Genomic DNA, 18,533 nt, shown 5'->3' with positions numbered 1-18,533 from the left:
ATAATTAAAAAAGCTAAAAAAAAGTTGAGTCAAAATTTGGGTATTATTCGAATTCTCTTACCTTTGCCTTCCCAAAAAACATAGGGCGTTGCGAAACGAAAAAAGCTCTTAGATAATATTGATTTTCAAACTATAGCAAGGAGTTACTATCTCCAAAAAAGGTAGTAAAAATCCAGTTAAAAATATAGTAAGCCGGAGTAGCTCAGTTGGTAGAGCAACTGATTTGTAATCAGTAGGTCGCGGGTTCGAGTCCCATCTTCGGCTCTTAATTTAGTTTGAAAGATTGAATATGTAAAGTTGAAAACAAAAGGCATCATGTTCTTTTAGTTTTCAAATTGTCACATTTTCAAATTTTCAAATTAAAGTCGGGCAGGTTCCAGAGCGGCCAAATGGGGCGGACTGTAAATCCGCTGTCTTTCGACTTCAGAGGTTCGAATCCTCTCCTGCCCACAGACAAATTTGAAATTAGAGCGTTTGAAAATTTGAAAATAAAGTTTAAAGCTAGTTTGATTTTCAAGTTTTCAAATTTTTATATTTTCAAATTGTATCTGCGGAAGTAGCTCAATTGGTAGAGCGATAGCCTTCCAAGCTATAGGTTGCGGGTTCGATCCTCGTCTTCCGCTCTTTGTTTTCAGTTAGCAGTCGGCAGTCGTTTAATATTCAATTGTTAGGTGCTGCAAAGCTGAAAAAAAACTGCCAACTGAGTATATGCCGTTGTAGCTCAGTGGTAGAGCACTTCCTTGGTAAGGAAGAGGTCGAGAGTTCAATTCTCTTCAACGGCTCATAATAAAGCCGTAGCTCAGAAATGAGCATCCCGATTTTGATCGGGAAGGTCGAGAAGCTAATTCTCTTCAACGGCTTAGTATAAAGCCGGGCTCAGAAATGAGCATCCCGATCTTGATCGGGAAGATAGAGAAATCATTCTCTTCAACGACTCAAGCACAAAGCCGTGAATTTATCTCACTTAAAAAATGGGGTTTATCAACGGCTAGCCATTTTTTCGGAAACTGAGGTTTAGGTAAATGGCAAATCAGTAGATGTTTCCTGTTGTTAAAAACAGTATTCATATTTAGAAAACAAATTTAAAACCGCAACTAAAAACTATAACGATGTCAAAAGAGACCTTTAAGAGGGATAAACCCCACGTTAACGTTGGTACTATTGGTCACGTTGACCACGGTAAAACAACTTTGACTGCAGCTATCACCGATGTTCTGAGCAAGAAAGGTTTGGCGCAGAAGAAAAATTATGACGAAATTGATGGTGCACCTGAAGAAAAAGAAAGAGGTATCACTATCAACACAGCTCACGTAGAATATCAAACTGCTAGTCGTCACTATGCTCACGTTGACTGTCCAGGTCACGCTGACTACGTGAAAAACATGATTACTGGTGCTGCACAAATGGATGGTGCTATTCTTGTGGTTGCTGCTACAGATGGTCCTATGCCACAAACTCGTGAGCACATCCTGCTTGCTCGTCAGGTAGGTGTACCTCGTATGGTGGTATTCATGAATAAAGTTGACCTTGTTGACGATCCTGAATTATTGGAACTTGTGGAAATGGAAATTCGTGAGTTGTTGACTGAAAAAGGTTTTGACGGCGATAACACTCCTATCATCAAAGGTTCTGCAACTGGCGCTTTGGCTGGTGAAGCACAATGGGTTGAGAAAATCAACGAATTGATGGAAGCTGTTGATACTTATATTCCTCTACCTCCACGTCCGGTTGATCAAGCATTCTTGATGAGCGTTGAGGACGTATTCTCTATCACTGGTCGTGGTACTGTTGCTACAGGCCGTATCGAGAGAGGTCGTATTAAAGTGGGTGAAGGTGTTGAAATCGTAGGTTTGATCGAAAAACCACTTACTTCTACTGTTACAGGTGTTGAGATGTTCAAAAAATTATTGGACGAAGGTGAAGCTGGTGACAACGCAGGTCTGTTATTGCGCGGTATTGAGAAAAAAGATATCCGTCGTGGTATGGTAATTTGCAAACCAGGTTCTATCACTCCGCACACTGAATTCAAAGGAGAAGTTTACGTATTGAGCAAAGAAGAAGGTGGACGTCACACTCCATTCTTTAACAAATACCGTCCTCAGTTCTACTTCCGTACTACAGACGTAACTGGTGAAGTTACTCTTCCAGAAGGAACTGAAATGGTTATGCCAGGCGATAACACTTCATTGAAAGTTACTTTGATCCAACCTATTGCGATGGAAAAAGGTCTTAAATTCGCTATCCGCGAAGGTGGACGTACAGTAGGTGCTGGTCAGGTTACTGAAATTGTGAAATAATATAGCTAAGCCATTAGCTTTAAGCCTATCTTTAGCAGGTTTCTTAAATTTGCTGATTGTAATAAAGGACTTTTTGCTAATGGCTTTTTACACGGGCATGGTGCAACGGTAGCATACGGGTCTCCAAAACCTTTGATCTGGGTTCGAATCCTAGTGCCCGTGCTGATTAATTTGTAAATTGGGAAATGTGTAAATTTGAAAATGAAATAAGTTTCAGGTTTTCACATTTTTTGCGCTTTCAGAGCAACTGAAATTTGAGCGATCAGGCAAGTTGGAAAAGCAGTATTTTCAAATTTTTAAATCACAAATTTTCAAATTCACAATTATTCTCTATGAATAAAATCGGAACATACTTTAGCGAGTCATACAAAGAGTTGGTTGAGAAAGTGACCTGGCCTACATGGAGTGAATTGCAACAAGCAACTGTAATCGTTTTGATTGCTACACTTTTGATCACCCTTGTTGTAGGTGTAATGGATTTTGCTTCGCACACCTTTTTGAATTTTATATATTCTTTCCTTAAACACCAATAATGGAAGCAGCAAATCAAACGGAGACCAAATGGTATGTGCTGCGTGTTGTAAGCGGCAAAGAGCGTAAAGTGAAAGAATACCTCGATAAGGAAATTTCACGTAGCGGTTGGGTAGAAGTGGTTAAGCAAGTTTTTTTACCTGTTGAAAAAGTGTATAAGGTACAGAATGGTAAAAAAGTAATGCGTGAACGCAACTACTATCCTGGTTATGTTATGATCGAAATTACCGATGGTAAATTGTCTGATGATTTACGCGACCTGATAAAAAATACAACCAATGTTATTCACTTCCTTGGTAAAGATGATCCTATCGCTTTACGTAAAGCCGAAGTAAATAAAATGTTAGGTAAAATGGATGAAATGCAGGAAGCTGGTGGTGTTACCATGAGCGAGCCATTCATCGTTGGTGAAACCATTAAGATTATCGAAGGACCTTTCAATGATTTCAATGGTATTATCGAAGAAGTTAACGACGAGAAGAAGAAGCTGAAAGTAACCGTGAAGATCTTCGGTCGTTCTACTCCGGTTGAATTGAACTACATGCAAGTTGAAAAGCTAGGATAATCTTAGTTTTCAAAATATTGTGAAAAACCGCTCATTTAGAGCGGTTTTTTTGTCTCTATTATTTTTTTGAAAAATCATTCTCTATCTTGTTGTCAAGATACCCTTTTCCTGTAATTTGTACCTTAATCTAACTACCAAAACATGCAAGAAGCATTGAGAAGACTAATCTATTTCGAGAATCCCACCCGATATCAGTGGCTTATCTATTTTGGGTTCTTCGCTTTGCTGCACATCCCTGCTGTTTTACATCACGAAGGAGTAAACGCTTATTTGCTTTATGCAAATTCTTTATTAAAAGGTCATATTTCACTCCAGGCAGATAATTACGATTACCTGGATATGATATTTTATAACGGGAAACATTATTTGCCCTATCCTCCGTTTCCCTCCCTTATACTTTTACCCTTTGCTGCCATTTTTGGCCCAAATGTAAATACCATACTTATTGCGCTTATATGCAGTTGTGCGAATCTGTATTTGCTTTACACGGTGTTTCTAAAGCTGGAGATCAGTAAACCCATCAAATCATTATTAATTCCCGCATTTTTTTTCGGCACGGGTTATTGGTATGTTTTAGTAACTAGTCATCACGTATACCAATTTGCTCATATCATCGCAACGAGTTTAATTCTCCTTAGCATAACCGAAATACTGGGTAAACAAAGATGGTGGCTGGTCGGAATTTTTATTGGCTGCAGTTTCCTTACGCGTCAGTTCACATTATTTTATGGCGTGTTTGCACTGGGATATCTGTACTATATAAGCCGGGATAAACTGGATAGAACATTTTATAAAAAGGCCCTCAGTCTGTGTGTGTCCATTGGTGTTTTTGTAGGATTGTATCTTACTTACAACTACGTTAGATTTGGCCAACCATTAAATGCGGGCTACAATTACATCGAGTATGCGGGAATATTAAAAGACCGGGTTGCGGCCCATGGTGTGTTCAGTGTAAAATATTTCTGGTTTAATGTTTACAGTTTGTTCTTCAAAGGGTTTACGATCATTTTGGCTGGAGCAGACCAGATGAAAATTGTGGACATAGATTTATGGGGCACATCTCTAACTGCTGCCAGTCCTTTTTTAATTGCAAGCGTCAAAGCAAATTGGCCGAAAAAATTATTGTGGTTTAGCTGGATAACAATCTTAATAATGTTGACCGGCATTTTGTTTTATCACAATAACGGCTTCTCGCAAGTGAACTGTATGCGCTTTACTTTGGATTTCTTACCTCTACTGTTTATCCTCACTGCTCTCGGCGCTGATCAAATTCCCCGTTGGTTGCTTAGAATCATGGTAGTATATGCCTGTGTTCTCAACGTTGCGGCATTCATCATTCATTACATGGCTCAATAGCAAAAGCAATAAGCAGTTATAATTGTTAAATTTCCTTTAATTCTAACACGGCGACTATTGGCAAGCAACGTTTGAATTTGCTGCTGTGTCAAAGCTACAAAGTTGCCAATGCCAGCTATTACGTTAAAGTAGGAAATGATACAACAGCATACCCTACGCTGAATAATATTGAACCATCAACAAGGCTTCTCATTAGGCAACTTCGTGTTCCGGATATAAGTGTGAAGTGAATAACAGAATTGATCTGCAGAAAAATTAATCTGCGGAAAGATCACTCCTATGTGGCGACTTTCCGTAGCTGTGACTTTTATACTTTTTACAAAACACCATTTATGAAACGCTTAATGATCCCCTTTACTGCGTGCGTAGTTATTGCCCTGACTGCCTGCACGCCTGACCAAAATGCGCCCATGGAAGGGCAGGCCTATGTGCCGGTTTACTACTCAGAACAAAATATTCAACAGATTTCGACAGACCTTCCCAAAGTAACGACTGATCCCGGAAAGATTTACGCCTACGGAAACTACATTTTTCAAAATGATAAAAATTCCGGTATTCATATCATTGATGTGAGTGACAAAAAACATCCCCGGAAAACAGCTTTTATAAACATTCCTTTTAGCAACGAGCTAGCCGTTAAAGGCCATTACCTATATGCCGACAATTATAAAGACATGGTGGTATTTGATATCAGTGATCCTGAGCGACCTGTAATGATTAAACGAATGGAAAATGTATTCAAACCCGTCAACCAGGATTACCCGCCTTATATCAATGTATTATTTGAATGCCCAGACGCAAGCAAAGGCGTAGTTGTGGGTTGGAAATTAGAAATGGTTAAATCTCCTAAATGCAGGCGCTAAAAACATAATTATGAAAAGAAATTTTACACTTATAATACTTAGCTGCTTGCTTATGCAATGCACTAAATCTAGCACATCTTCTTCAACGCTAAGCACAACAGCATCAGCATCGACTGATGGTAAAGGGGGCTCTACTGCCAGGTTCGCTATTGCAGGAAACTATTTGTACTCGGTAGATGAAACCTCTTTGAAGGCATTTGATATTTCCGATCCAATACATCCCGTTTTGAAAAATACCGTGTCAGTGGGCTTTAGCATTGAGACCATATTTCCGTTCAATGATAAACTATTTATTGGCTCCAGCACGGCCGTTTATATTTATTCAATCCAGGATCCAGCAAAGCCTGCAGCGTTGGGTACGGCACTATCGCCAACTGTGATGCGACGTTGCGATCCGGTCGTGGCAAAAGATACCGTAGCATTTGCAACACTCAGGGCTAATGCCCCTTGCGGTGGCACCCGAAGTATTTTAGCTGTGTACGATATAAAGGAAATTACAAATCCTATTGAAAAAGGTACGCTTACACTTCAGGAGCCGTACGGTCTCGGCTACGATGATGACGTGCTTTATGTATGCGATAAGATGGTGGGCCTACTGGTTATTGATATTAGAAGACCATACAATCCTGTGGTGATAAAAACCATAACAGATGCTACGTTTTCTGACGTAATTCCCTACAACCATATGCTCATTTGCTGGACAGACGCAGGCATTAAGCTGTATGATATTTCAGATAACCGAAACCCTGTATTCCTCTCCAACATTTGACTACAATGAAAAACAAAGCCATTTGTGTACTGTTATACCTCGTCATTGTAGCCCAACTTTCTGCGCAATCGAAGTATGATCAAAAAGGGGACCTAAGTGTTCGCTGGAATTTTCCGGGCTTGATTGATCCTTTGAACTGTAACCTTACGATGGGTGCAGAATATCGTTTTTTACCCCACTGGTCTTTTGTTGCAGATGCCGGTTGGATCTTTGCTTCACCAAGTGAAGGCGGTAAGGTAAGCGGGTATCTTATCAGGCCCGCCGCAAGATATTATCCTTCGTTGCGGCATTTCTTTTTCTTCGAAGCTCAGTTTCATTACAAATACATTCAGAAAAAGGGGCAGGCCTGGGTGCCGCATGATGTACAAAATGATATTCCAACTTATGAAAAGTATGAAAATGTCAGGATGCATGCGAGTTCCTATAGTCTGAATTTGCTTTGTGGTACACAGTTGCCTATGCGAAAACCCGGTGGCGCGAAGTGGGACCGTTTGAATCGGCTGAAGTTTGAATACTATTGGGGCGTAGGTTTTCATTATTATGATGAAACAAAGCCTGCAGGCATTGCGGCAACAGATGATTTTCTCCCATTTCCCGGTTTATCACAATTTGCTTTAACCCCGCAAGTAGGTATTACTCTGGTATACAGGTTGGTAGATAAAAGCATTGCTAAAAAGACATCGCCTTAAATAAGTAGTATATTTTATATCAATGATTTAGATATGGCATATTTACCGATGTATTATTTTTGCATTCGCTTGGAAACCAGCATTATCCATTGTTTCACAAAAATTAGCCGGCAAAGAATGTTTATTTATTGGGAAATTTAATTACTTTTGCATCCCCAAAATAAAGTTCTTTCGATTTGAATGGCTTTGGGAGTGCTGCTTTAAGCAGTACGTTATCACCAAAAAAATATTTTAAAATGGCAAAAGAAATCTCAGGTTTCGTAAAGTTGCAGTGCAAAGGCGGTCAAGCCAATCCTGCACCTCCAATTGGTCCAGCTCTGGGTTCTAAGGGCGTTAATATCATGGAGTTCTGTAAGCAATTTAATGCTAGAACTCAGGATAAAATGGGTAAAGTTCTACCTGTATTAATCACTGTTTATTCTGATAAGTCATTTGACTTTGTAATTAAAACTCCTCCGGCTGCGGTTCAGTTGATGGAAGCTGCGAAAATTAAAAGCGGTTCCAAAGAGCCTAACCGTAACAAGGTTGGTAAAGTAACCTGGGCTCAGGTGGAAGAAATTGCAAAAGACAAAATGCCTGACCTCAATGCTTTCACGCTTAACAGCGCTATGAGCATGGTTGCCGGTACAGCTCGCAGCATGGGCTTGACTGTAGAAGGTAAAGCTCCGTGGGAAAACTAATTCTGAAACCGTAAAAAAATTGAGCTATGGCTATCAGTAAAAAAAGAAAAGTAGCAAATACTAAAGTTGACAAAAACAAAATATATTCTCTAAAAGACGCTTCTACTTTGGTGAAAGAAATTAACACCACAAAGTTTGATGCTTCTGTTGACGTTCACATCCGTTTGGGTGTTGATCCCAAAAAAGCTGACCAGGCTGTACGTGGTACTGTAACATTGCCACACGGTACTGGTAAAACTAAACGCGTACTTGTGCTTTGCACGCCAGATAAAGAAAACGATGCAAAAGGTGCTGGTGCTGACTTCGTAGGTTTAGATGAATTTATCCAAAAAATTGAAGGCGGTTGGACTGATATCGATGTAATCATCGCTACTCCATCTGTAATGCCTAAAATTGGTAAACTGGGTAAAGTATTGGGACCTCGTAACTTGATGCCAAACCCTAAAACAGGTACTGTTACAAATGATGTAGCTGCTGCAGTTAACGAAGTAAAAGGCGGTAAAATCGCTTTCAAAGTTGATAAAGCGGGTATCGTACACGCTTCTATCGGCCGTGTAAGTTTTGGTGCTGACAAAATCGCAGAAAACAGCCAGGAATTAATCAACGCGCTTATCAAATTGAAACCAGCTACCGCTAAAGGTACTTACCTGAAAGGTGTTAGCATGGCAAGCTCAATGAGCCCTGGTATTACAGTAGACACCAAAACTTTTATTCACTAATTAGTTAATACTGTTGCCGCGTAAGCGTTACAGATAAAAAAAGCGTCATGAATAAAGATCAAAAAAATGAAGTGATTGAACTGCTGAAAGGTAAGTTCGCTCAATATAATAATTTCTATATCGCCGATACAGAAAGCTTAACTGTAGAACAAGTTAGCAAACTGCGTCGTCACTGCTTTAACAAGCAAGTGGAAATGAAAGTGGCTAAAAACACTTTGATTAAAAAAGCATTGGAATCTATCGATGCTGAAAAATACAGCGGGGTTTACGAATCTCTGCACAATGTAACTGCATTGTTGTTCAGCGAAAGCCCTAAAGAACCAGCTCTAATCATTTCTTCTTTCCGTAAAGAAACAAATGGTGAAAGGCCAATTTTGAAAGCTGCTTTCATCAATGGTGACCTGTTTGTAGGTGACAACCAATTGAAAGCGCTTACTCAAATCAAAACCAAAAACGAGCTTATCGGCGACGTTATTGGATTGTTGCAATCTCCTGCAAAACGCGTACTTTCTGCATTGCTTAACAAAGCTGAGAAAGAAGGTGCTCCTGCAGAAGCTGCAGCAGCTGAGTAATTTGAAATTTGAGATAGATTTGAAATTGATTTCAGATCTTAAATAATACACCTGGCCGGATGGTTAAATAAAGGCAAAAACAAATTTTTTTAAACTCTCCGCCGGAGGTATCGATGAAGGCGGAAAAAATTTAACAATCATGGCAGACGTAAAAGCATTAGCTGAACAATTAGTAGGCTTAACAGTAAAAGAAGTTCAAGAATTAGCAGACGTACTTAAAGCTGAGTACGGTATCGAACCAGCTGCTGCTGCAGTTGTAGTTAGCGCTGAAGCAGGTCCTGCTGCTGTTGAAGAAAAAACTGCTTTCAACGTAGTTTTGAAAAACGGTGGTGCTTCTAAATTGAACGTAGTTAAAATCGTTAAAGATTTGACTGGTTTGGGATTGAAAGAAGCTAAAGAATTAGTTGACGGTGCACCTAAGAATGTAAAAGAAGGTGTTTCTAAAGCGGAAGCTGAAGACATCGCAGCTAAATTGAAAGAAGCTGGTGCTGATGTTGAAATCGCTTAATTCTAAGAATTTCAATATAATAGAACCCTCCGAAAATCGGAGGGTTTTTTATTTGTTGGCACACAGATGACACTGATTAGACGGATTTACACAGATTATGAGTTGAATAACTGAATCATTGAATGACTGAGGGTTCATATTCAAAAAGCTTCATCGCTTTTTTTACTCAGTTATTGCTCAATTATTCGATGATTCGGTAATTCTATTACTCTTGAGTATCCGTGCAAATCAGTCCAATCAGTGTCATCTGTGTGCTAGATTCTCTCCAGTAAATAAAATGCGTGTTCCTTTCCGTTGTATTGATTGTAGATAATTACATTTTTAAGGCTAGAAGAAGTGCCTTTTTTAAGAATCAAAGATGGATGTAGAACCTGATGTTGTAAAGCTTTTGTAGCGGCCCATAGCGCAAAACCTGCAGCGGTATCGAATTCACCGCAAAGATGTTTGAAGGCTAACTGATTTGTATTGGACGAAAGCTGTTCTGAAATAGCATCTTCAAAGTGGCGTGTTTGGATATTTCCATTATAACTTAAAAACACGGCATCTACTTCGTTTAGCTCCAGGCTGTGTTCTGCAAGAAAGTTATTGAATGTTGTTTTTACTAACGCTTCATCCGCATTATACAACATGCGTAGCCCGCTGAGTTTCGCGATTGCATTTTCCGGCGCTTTGTTTAAGGTGAAGAAAAATGTTCCTTCTCCTGCAATTGTTCCTTCTGTTGACGAGTTAAGTAAATCGATGTTTTTCATGGACTCGTTTTTCCAGTAACCCATCTTTTTCTTAAGCTCATAATGTTCGGCCGTCATTTCTTCGAAACATCCGATCAATGCGTTCTCAATTCTATTTTCTTCAAAAAGCATAATGGCATCCATCAAAGAATTTTCCAGGGAAAAACCCCGATGAACATAAGTGGAGTTGTAACCATTTGCGTCGTGATGAAGGGCAATCAAGCCATTCAATGCGTTGTATGTAGATTGTATAAATGCTGTGGGATTGAGCGTGCCTTCATTGAAATCTACAATGTCATGCAGAAATTTTTCAGTGTCGGTCATGCTGCCTTTTGCTGTTCCGGTAACGATAGCCTGTGGCTGCTCAAGTTTTGCATCTTTCAACGCTTCTATCGCAGTAACCAAACCAATCTTAATTATACGTGTCATCCGGCGCAGCTGCATAATAGTAAAATACTGCCTGTAATCCGGTTCGTGATAATTGAGGATGTTTTGCTCAAAAACCTTTATGTTTTCTGGCAAATTATTGTTGCTGAAAGTATCCTGCGCACAAGTTGCGCGGGCAGATGTTATGTGAACCGGATTAAACATATTTACTAAATAGAAGGCTGGCGTTGTTTCCGCCAAATCCAAAAGAGTTACTCAGTACATGCATGACAGCTTTGTCTGTTTGTAGTGAAGTAACAGGATATAAACCAAGTTCTGGCATTGGTGATTTGAAATTAAGATTTGCGTAAATTATTTGCTCCTGCAGACTAAGTAGTGAGAAAACAGTTTCTACGGCGCCAGCTGCGGCCAGTGTGTGGCCGGTAAAGGGTTTGGTAGAGCTGAACAAAGGAACGTTTTCTCCGAACAATCTTTTCAAAGCAATTCCTTCAGAAAGGTCATTGTTAAGTGTAGCAGTGCCATGAACATTAATATACGAGATATCGGCTGGTTGCAAGCCTGCCATTTGTATTGTCTCCTGCATTGCGGTTAAAGCACCTTCTCCATTTGGTGATGGAGCTGTTGGGTGAAACGCCTCATTGAAGTTTTGGTAGCCACTCAATTCTGCAAGAGGTTTGTTTCCGGAACGTTGCAACTGTTCTTCACTTTCCATGATTACATAAGCAGCCGCTTCGCCGAGATTTAAACCGTTTCGGTTTTCATCAAAGGGCATACAAGGCGAAGCATCAATATTTTTAAGACTGTTGAAACCGTTCAAAGTAAAACGGGTAAGTGCATCTGTTCCACCACAAACTGCAACGTCCAATTGGCCGGATTTGATCAGTCTTGCGCCGTATAAAATGGCGTTCGCAGAAGACGAACAAGCGGTACTTATCGTAGCGATCCAATCTTTTATGTTGAAATGATCTGCGATTTTTTCCGTGCAGTCTGCACAGTCGAGACAATCTGCGAGTCCGTTCTCATTTGATTTTGTGGTGGGATCAACGAGATCGAAATAATATTTTTCCATGTCACTCATACCACCAACGGTAGTGGCATTAATGAATCCGGTTTTTTGACGGGATGGATCGAGTTTGCTCATCTGCATAGCCTCCTGCAATGCAGCAATTCCTAAAAGAGATGTGCGGGTATAGTAAGCGTTTTTTTTTACGCCGGTCAATTCGGCCAGCTTTTCATTCGGCACTTTTATTTCGCCTGCAATCAGCTTACTCTTAAGAAGCGTATCGACTATTTCAATAGGACCTATGCCAGATGCATTATTTCGCAGGGACACCAATGTTTCCTCAACACCGGTTCCTATCGCAGAAATGATTCCCATACCGGTGATAAACACACGCTTTCCTGGCATGACGACTATTTTTTTCTATTGGCCTCGATGTACGCTGCCATTGCATCTATTGACTCAAGCACTTTTCTTCCTTCACGAGCATCTTCAATTTTAATGCCGTAGTTTCTTTCCAGCAAAACCATTAGTTCGAGAGAATCTATGCTATCCAGTCCCAAACCTTCTCCAAAAAGAGGTGCGGTATTGTCAATATCATCAGGGTTCATTCCTTGTAAGTTCAGCGCCTCTATGATCTGCAGTTTCAGGTCTTTTTTGAAGTCGTCCATGTGTGATTGAGTATTTTAACAAAGCAAACAAAAATAGGCATATTTCCCAAAGTTGATTTTATTTGTTGCTAATTATATGCCATGGAAATGTTTTGCCGTATCGTTTCGAGTTTAGATAGGTATTTAAAGCAGAAATTTTGCGTGGCATTGATTTAGTATTTTTTGCATTTCCGCTATTGTCTTAATTTAGGCGGCTTATATTAACACCAACTTATGAAGCCAAGCGTATTAGTAGTTTATTTTTCGCAGTCAGGCCAATTACGTACCATTATTGATAACATGTTGGCTCCGGTTAAGGATCAGCTCGATATTACTTACTCAGAAATTGAGCTTGAACATCCATTTCCGTTTCCATGGTCATCAGATTCATTCTTTGATGCCATGCCGGAATGTGTTGAAGAAATCCCTGCAGCCATTAAACCAATGTCAATTCCTGACAAAAATTATGATCTTGTAATACTTGGCTATCAGCCCTGGTTCCTTTCTCCGTCAGTACCTACAACAAGTTTCTTGAAGAGCGATTACGCAAAAGTATTAAAAGGAAAACCGGTGCTTACGGTAGTTGGCTGCCGGAACATGTGGTTGAATGCACAGGAGAGAATCAAAGCAAGTTTGCAAAATGTTGGCGCGAGAATAGTAGGTAATATAGTGTTTGCAGATACCAATCATAACCTGGTGGCTTTGTTTACCATCATCCGCTGGATGTTTACGGGTAAAAAAGAAGCGTCGGGAATGTTGCCTGAGGCAGGGGTGCAAACAGCAGATATTAATGCAGCAACGCGTTTTGGTTCAACTATTTTAAATAGTTTGCAATCCCAAAAATTGGATGAATTACAGCCTGCATTGCTTGCCCAAAAAGCTGTAGAATTAAAACCGACTCTTATTGTATTGGAGCGACGTGGCATTACTAATTTTAGGAAATTCGCGAAGTACATAAGAGAAAAAGGAGATAGAGGAAATCCTGAAAGAAAATCGCGTGTTATGCTTTTCAAACGCCTTTTATTAACGGGTATTTTTGTATTGTCTCCCATTTCAGGCGCAACAGCTAAATTGCAGAGTATTTTTAAAAGAAGATCCTTTAAAAGTCTGTTGAGTTATTTTAAAGGCATTGAATATAAACAGGGAGTTATTTAGTGAGTTGTTGGTTTATAGTTGTTGGTTGTTAGGCTTTATTTTTTTTGCTGCCCATATTTGAGGTACTCTAGCTAACAACTAATAACCAACAAGTAACAACTTAAAAGTGTAAAACATAACTATTATATATTACTATGGGAGAAGTGTTTATTACAAGGATGGCGAAGTTCCTACCCAATGAGCCAGTGAGCAATGATGAGATAGAAGAGGTGTTGGGAATGGTGGATAACAAACCTTCGAGGGCGCGAACAAAGATTTTGAGCAATAACAAAATTACTTCCCGCTATTATGCAATGGACAAAAGTGGAAAAAGTACACACTCCAATGCTCAGCTTGCTGCAACGGCTATCCGGGGATTGTTTGATGATAAGATCACTAAAGATGATATAGAACTGCTTGTTTGCGGTACTATGTCACCAGATCAATTATTGCCGAGCCACACAGCAATGGTGCACGGTGAGCTTGCTTGTAAACCTATAGAAATTGCTTCAATAAGCAGTTCCTGTGCAGCAGGTTTTCAAGCCTTCAAGTATGCTTACATGGCGATCAAAAGTGGAGATAAGAAAATAGCGGCAACCTGCAGTTCCGAAAAAGTGTCAACCTGGTTACGCGGCGAGAAATTTAACCAGGAAGCTGAAAAATTGAAGGAGATCGAAACCAATCCGATCATTGCGTTTGAAAAAGATTTCATGCGCTGGATGTTGAGCGACGGTGCCGGTGCTGCCCTGCTACAGGATAAACCAAACGAAAAAGGTATTTCCCTGAAAGTGGATTGGGTAGAAATAAAATCTTATGCCAACGAATTGCCAACCTGCATGTATTCCGGCGCGGTAAAACAACCTAACGGCACGATGACGGGTTTCCCCGATTTCGAACCGGAAGAGTGGGGCAATCAAAGTATATTTTCTTTCAAACAAGATACCCGTTTACTGGGCGTGAAAATTGTGCCGATGGGTGGCGTTTTCATGAAAGAAGTAGTAGAAAAACACAATGTAGATCTGGATAAGCTTACCTGGTTCCTTCCGCATATTTCTTCAGAATATTTCAGGGATAAAATTGCTGAGGAAATGGTGAAAACAGGCATTCCTGTGGCGGCTGAAAAATGGTATACGAACCTTGTTCGCGTTGGAAACATAGGCAGTGCAGCTCCTTATGTAATGCTGGAAGAATTATTCAATAGCGAAAAATTAAAAAAAGGGGATACACTTATGCTGATGATTCCGGAAAGTGCACGGTTCACTTATGTTTATGTGCATTTGACCGTGGTATAATATTCAGGGATATTTTTTCGTTTGCATAAAAGAAAGTGCAAGCCGTGGAGATTGATTCAGTTGAAAGGATCTTCACGGCTTGTTTGTTTAAGTTGTTTGTAGTTAGAGGGTTTGTAAGACCTCGAAGCCTGATAACTAATAACTAACAACTATCAACCCGTAACTGGCACTTTTATCAAATTTACTTTTCCCTTTGCCGTTGATCCTGTATATTTAGTTGACAAGAAATTGGATAAGTATGAAAAACAGGCTTTTATATTTAGTAGGTTGTTTGCTTTTGACTATTTCGACGATTGCCCAAGATAATTTTAGGGTCTATTATTCAGAGCCTGAAAGGGATGATTCGAAGAGAACGAATTTTGAGGTGATCGGAAAAATGGGCCCCAATTTCGTTACCTATAAAAATAACCGTACCGTCCACTCCATATGCGTTTACGATAATGAAATGAAACTGGTTACTCGTTCCCAAATGGAATTCATTGACGAGAACCGTTTCATGAATGTTGATTTCATTGCTTATCCGGATTACTTCTATGCTATCTACCAATATCAACGCAAAAACGTTGTTTACTGCAATGTGGCAAAGCTCGACGGAATGGGAAAAGTTATCGGCAAGCCCGTAGAGCTAGACAGCACACACCTTAGTGGCCTCAATACTTCTGCAGATAAAGTATATACCGTTATTTACAGCGACGACAAACAGCGTATAATGTTGTTGAAAATTAACAGCCAAAATCCAAAGAGTTATGTATTTACTATGCTTCTTTTCGACAACAACATGCAATTGATAGATAAGAGCAGAGCTGATCTCGCAATGGAAGAGCGCAACAATAATTTTACCGACTTCTACTTAAGCAATAAAAGCGAACTGATATTCGCAAAATTCATTAAAAACGGAAACAATACAGAGGCCGTAACCAATGTAAATTTGGTAACCAAATATCCGGATTCTCTTGACTTTTCCGTGCGACCTGTGGATATAGGAACAAAAATATTAGATGAGTTAAGACTCAAAATCGATAACTCCAAACGCCGGGCGGCGCTAACCTCTTTTTACTACAAACAAAAAAGGGGTAGCGTAGAAGGATTGTATGCGCTTACATGGGATATGGCAAAAGGAGAGAAAATAAGGGATATTACTTATTTCTTTAACGATGATCTGCGAACGGCTGCCAAAGGCGAAAGCGGAAACAAAAAAACAGCCTTTGATGATTTCTATATAAAAAGTATAATTGTCAGGAAAGACGGAGGCTACCTGCTTCTGGCCGAGTCACTGTATTCATCCAGTAGTGGAAACAACTATAACAGATGGAATAATCCCTATATGAATCCATGGTCATCGCCAATGGATTACTACAGTTATCCGTATTATGGCTCGGGATACATGCCCTGGAACCGCTTCGGATATCCGGATTATTCAAACACACGTTTCTTTGCCGATAATATAATGGTACTTTCATTTACAAATGAGGGAGAGATGGAGTGGAGCAATATAATACCAAAGGAGCAGTTCGATGATCAATCGGATAATTCGATTTCTTATGGTCTTATTAATACTGGCGGAGAGCTTCATTTTCTGTTCAATCAGATGGACAAGAAAGTACAAATATTAACAGATCAAAGCATAGCACCTGATGGAAAAATTTCGCGTCATCCGACAATCAAAAACCTTGACAGAGGCTATGAGTTCATGCCGCGCTTTGCGAAACAGGTAAGCAGTAAGCAAATAATAATTCCGTGCTGGTATAAGAATTATTTGTGCTTCGCAAAAATTGATTTTTAAGTAATCCATTATTCAAACAACCCAACCCTAAAAACTAACAACAGTGGTAGGAGTTTTTAAACAAAATAACCTTGGTAATGCCTTTTTCCTTTTGCTGTATGCATTGGTAATAAAGTTTCCAATGTTCATTCACGGCCAGTATGCTGTGCAGCTAGAGGGCGATAACTACATTTACCATCTGGTGATTAAATTTTTGAATCCTCTTACATCGTCAGCGCCGGTGTTGTTTCCTATAATTGCATTCATCCTGCTGTTTGCACAAAGCACACTGATCAACCGATTGTGCAATACTCTTAAGTTATTCCCCAAGCCAAGCTACCTGGTCGGAATGTCCTATCTTTTAATAACATCGCTGGTAAAAGAGTGGAGTTATTTTTCAGCACCTTTGCTCATTAATTTTCTGCTAATCTGGATATGGTATTTAACGAACAGATGGTACAATAGCAATCAGCCCAAAACCAACATTTTCAATACAAGTATATTGGTGGGCATTTTGCCGCTTATTTATAGTCCGTCCATTGCTTTCATTCTTGTGCTCGTATTGGCTTTGCTTATTACGCGACCTTTCAGGGTTACAGAGTGGTTCATTTCAATATTAGGATTGATTACACCTTATTATTTTCTGTTTGTAATACTATATCTGGTTAATAAATGGCAATGGCAAAAACTGATATCGCCGATACATTTTTATTTGCCAAAACTTACCACGTCATTGTGGATAACGGGGGGGATTGTTTTGTTGGTGTTGCCGTTCCTTGTCGGCGCATTTTACGTGCAAAACAATCTCAATAAAATGCTCATACAGGTTCGTAAAACGTGGAGCTTGTTGCTGGTGTTGCTGGTTGTTTCTTTACTTATCATTCTGATCAATCCCGGAACAGGATATCAGCATTGGCTGATGATCACGATTCCGCTAGCAGCTTTCCATGCGGCAGTGTATTATTTTGCCAATTCAAAATTTTTCGCTTTAATCCTTCACTGGTTCATTTTCGCATTTGTGATTTTATTGCAGTACACGGGCCTTTTTTAATGGAAAATTAAAAGCTGAAAGTTGAAAATGCTTCTGCCAATTCCGTTAAAAATTAGCGGGTATTGCTTATCAATTCACTTTCAACCTTCAATTTTCCATTTTCAATTCCTAACTTTGCCCTTTCAAAATTTAATCCCTCTTATAATATGAAGTTTGGAGTGGTTGTATTCCCAGGTTCTAACTGTGACCGAGATATGCAGGAAGCGCTGCAAAATGATCTAAATCAGGAAGTTGTAATGCTTTGGCACAAGGATAAAGACATTAGCAGTTTTACAACAAATGACTGTATTGTTCTCCCCGGCGGATTTTCTTATGGTGATTACATGCGTTGCGGTGCCATCGCACGTTTCAGCCCAATGATGCAAAGCGTAATTGAGTTTGCAAATAAAGGCGGAAAAGTACTGGGTGTTTGTAACGGTTTCCAGGTTTTGTGCGAGGCGCAGCTGTTGCCTGGCGTGCTTTTACGCAATGCGAATCAGCAGTTTATCTGTAAAAATGTTTACCTGAAAGGTGTTGGAAGCGATAAAGCGCTGAAAATCCCAATTGCGCATGGGGAAGGCCGCTATTTTGCCGATCAGAAAACTTTGGAAGAACTGGAAAAAAACAACCAGGTTATATATCACTATTGCGATGAAAATGGCAATATAACTGCCGAAGCAAATCCAAACGGAACTACTAACAATATCGCCGGAATCCGAAACGCTGCCGGCAACGTATTTGGTATGATGCCGCACCCTGAAAGAGCAAGTTCTAATGCTTTGGGCAATATTGACGGACAAATTATATTGAAGACGCTGTTGATGAACAAGTAGAGTGGTAAGTTATGAGTTAGAAGTTTTAAGAGTTAAAGACGGGAAATGCTTTGTTTTTTAGTACAATACCTGCAACTTATTACTTAAAACCCATAACTAAAATGGGCTTGAAAACGTGGAAATCGGAGTTTGTAAAGAATAAGAACGGGTTTGTACAATTTTAGATTT

19 protein-coding genes and 5 tRNA genes are annotated in these 18,533 nt (G+C 39.7%); 21 read left to right on the top strand and 3 right to left on the bottom strand.

Translation table 11 applies throughout. From position 1 onward, the window contains the following. Nucleotides 1-191: 191 nt before the first annotated feature. The 16 genes from QJ048_RS00635 to rplL all read left to right on the top strand — a co-directional run bounded on the left by QJ048_RS00635 (nt 192) and on the right by rplL (nt 9,549). Nucleotides 192-264, top strand: a tRNA-Thr gene (locus QJ048_RS00635). 103 nt (nt 265-367) lie between these two features. Next, nucleotides 368-450: transfer RNA gene (locus QJ048_RS00630), tRNA-Tyr, on the top strand. A gap of 100 nt (nt 451-550) precedes the next feature. Next, nucleotides 551-623: transfer RNA gene (locus tag QJ048_RS00625), tRNA-Gly, on the top strand. A gap of 87 nt (nt 624-710) precedes the next feature. Next, nucleotides 711-782, top strand: a tRNA-Thr gene (locus tag QJ048_RS00620). Between the two features lie 327 nt (nt 783-1,109). Beyond that, nucleotides 1,110-2,297, top strand: a complete 1,188-nt coding sequence (gene tuf, locus QJ048_RS00615; protein ID WP_217794050.1) for an elongation factor Tu — start codon at nt 1,110-1,112, stop codon at nt 2,295-2,297. Between the two features lie 91 nt (nt 2,298-2,388). Further along, a tRNA-Trp gene (locus QJ048_RS00610) sits at nt 2,389-2,459 on the top strand. 170 nt (nt 2,460-2,629) lie between these two features. Continuing rightward, nucleotides 2,630-2,830, top strand: a complete 201-nt coding sequence (gene secE / locus QJ048_RS00605) for a preprotein translocase subunit SecE (RefSeq protein WP_282332368.1) — start codon at nt 2,630-2,632, stop codon at nt 2,828-2,830. Continuing rightward, nucleotides 2,830-3,393 carry a transcription termination/antitermination protein NusG gene (gene nusG / locus QJ048_RS00600; protein WP_282332367.1) on the top strand — a complete coding sequence of 188 codons (564 nt, stop codon included), beginning with the start codon at nt 2,830-2,832 and terminating at the stop codon, nt 3,391-3,393. The genes secE and nusG overlap by 1 nt, the downstream gene beginning before the upstream one ends. Nucleotides 3,394-3,534: 141 nt before the next feature. Next, nucleotides 3,535-4,749 carry a hypothetical protein gene (locus QJ048_RS00595; protein ID WP_282332366.1) on the top strand — a complete coding sequence of 405 codons (1,215 nt, stop codon included), beginning with the start codon at nt 3,535-3,537 and terminating at the stop codon, nt 4,747-4,749. 332 nt (nt 4,750-5,081) lie between these two features. Beyond that, nucleotides 5,082-5,612: an LVIVD repeat-containing protein gene (locus QJ048_RS00590; protein ID WP_282332365.1), complete on the top strand. Its 531-nt coding sequence runs from the start codon at nt 5,082-5,084 to the stop codon at nt 5,610-5,612. A 10-nt stretch (nt 5,613-5,622) separates the two neighbouring features. Next, nucleotides 5,623-6,381, top strand: a complete 759-nt coding sequence (locus QJ048_RS00585) for an LVIVD repeat-containing protein (RefSeq protein WP_282332364.1) — start codon at nt 5,623-5,625, stop codon at nt 6,379-6,381. 5 nt (nt 6,382-6,386) lie between these two features. Continuing rightward, complete coding sequence (locus QJ048_RS00580) at nt 6,387-7,070, top strand: DUF3575 domain-containing protein (protein WP_282332363.1); 684 nt, start codon at nt 6,387-6,389, stop codon at nt 7,068-7,070. Nucleotides 7,071-7,306: 236 nt separating this feature from the next. Then, entirely contained in the window at nt 7,307-7,750 is a 444-nt protein-coding gene (rplK, locus tag QJ048_RS00575; protein WP_217794057.1) for a 50S ribosomal protein L11, read from the top strand. A 26-nt stretch (nt 7,751-7,776) separates the two neighbouring features. Further along, nucleotides 7,777-8,469 carry a 50S ribosomal protein L1 gene (gene rplA, locus QJ048_RS00570; protein ID WP_282332362.1) on the top strand — a complete coding sequence of 231 codons (693 nt, stop codon included), beginning with the start codon at nt 7,777-7,779 and terminating at the stop codon, nt 8,467-8,469. A 47-nt stretch (nt 8,470-8,516) separates the two neighbouring features. Next, nucleotides 8,517-9,041, top strand: coding sequence for a 50S ribosomal protein L10 (gene rplJ, locus QJ048_RS00565; protein WP_282332361.1), 525 nt, complete (start codon nt 8,517-8,519; stop codon nt 9,039-9,041). Nucleotides 9,042-9,180: 139 nt separating this feature from the next. Beyond that, the gene (rplL, locus tag QJ048_RS00560) at nt 9,181-9,549 is read left to right on the top strand and encodes a 50S ribosomal protein L7/L12 (protein ID WP_282332360.1); all 369 of its coding nucleotides are present in this window, start codon (nt 9,181-9,183) and stop codon (nt 9,547-9,549) included. Nucleotides 9,550-9,803: 254 nt separating this feature from the next. On the opposite strand, the gene QJ048_RS00555 is transcribed toward rplL, so the two are convergent. From QJ048_RS00555 to QJ048_RS00545, 3 genes are read right to left on the bottom strand one after another with little or no spacing between them, the layout of a single operon-like run. Continuing rightward, nucleotides 9,804-10,868 (bottom strand): beta-ketoacyl synthase chain length factor, encoded by a 1,065-nt coding sequence (locus tag QJ048_RS00555; protein WP_282332359.1) that lies wholly within the window; start codon nt 10,866-10,868, stop codon nt 9,804-9,806. Then, a complete protein-coding gene (locus tag QJ048_RS00550; protein WP_282332358.1) occupies nt 10,861-12,072 on the bottom strand; it encodes a beta-ketoacyl-[acyl-carrier-protein] synthase family protein in 1,212 nt (403 codons plus the stop codon). The genes QJ048_RS00555 and QJ048_RS00550 overlap by 8 nt, the downstream gene beginning before the upstream one ends. 5 nt (nt 12,073-12,077) lie before the next feature. Then, a complete protein-coding gene (locus QJ048_RS00545; RefSeq protein WP_282332357.1) occupies nt 12,078-12,335 on the bottom strand; it encodes a phosphopantetheine-binding protein in 258 nt (85 codons plus the stop codon). Nucleotides 12,336-12,548: 213 nt separating this feature from the next. Between QJ048_RS00545 and QJ048_RS00540 the strand changes: the two genes are divergently transcribed. The 5 genes from QJ048_RS00540 to purQ all read left to right on the top strand — a co-directional run bounded on the left by QJ048_RS00540 (nt 12,549) and on the right by purQ (nt 18,365). After that, entirely contained in the window at nt 12,549-13,469 is a 921-nt protein-coding gene (locus tag QJ048_RS00540; RefSeq protein ID WP_282332356.1) for a hypothetical protein, read from the top strand. 134 nt (nt 13,470-13,603) lie between these two features. Beyond that, nucleotides 13,604-14,740, top strand: coding sequence for a dialkylresorcinol biosynthesis protein DarB (gene darB, locus QJ048_RS00535; protein ID WP_282332355.1), 1,137 nt, complete (start codon nt 13,604-13,606; stop codon nt 14,738-14,740). Between the two features lie 238 nt (nt 14,741-14,978). Beyond that, a complete protein-coding gene (locus QJ048_RS00530; RefSeq protein ID WP_282332354.1) occupies nt 14,979-16,523 on the top strand; it encodes a hypothetical protein in 1,545 nt (514 codons plus the stop codon). Between the two features lie 43 nt (nt 16,524-16,566). Further along, nucleotides 16,567-17,553 (top strand): hypothetical protein, encoded by a 987-nt coding sequence (locus QJ048_RS00525; RefSeq protein ID WP_282332353.1) that lies wholly within the window; start codon nt 16,567-16,569, stop codon nt 17,551-17,553. 146 nt (nt 17,554-17,699) lie between these two features. Beyond that, nucleotides 17,700-18,365, top strand: coding sequence for a phosphoribosylformylglycinamidine synthase subunit PurQ (gene purQ, locus QJ048_RS00520; RefSeq protein WP_282332352.1), 666 nt, complete (start codon nt 17,700-17,702; stop codon nt 18,363-18,365). Nucleotides 18,366-18,533 lie beyond the last annotated feature (168 nt).

Origin of the sequence: Pinibacter soli, assembly GCF_029961145.1 — a bacterium.
Lineage (GTDB): Bacteria > Bacteroidota > Bacteroidia > Chitinophagales > Chitinophagaceae > Pinibacter > Pinibacter soli.
This window is presented reverse-complemented; position numbering and strand designations above follow the sequence as displayed.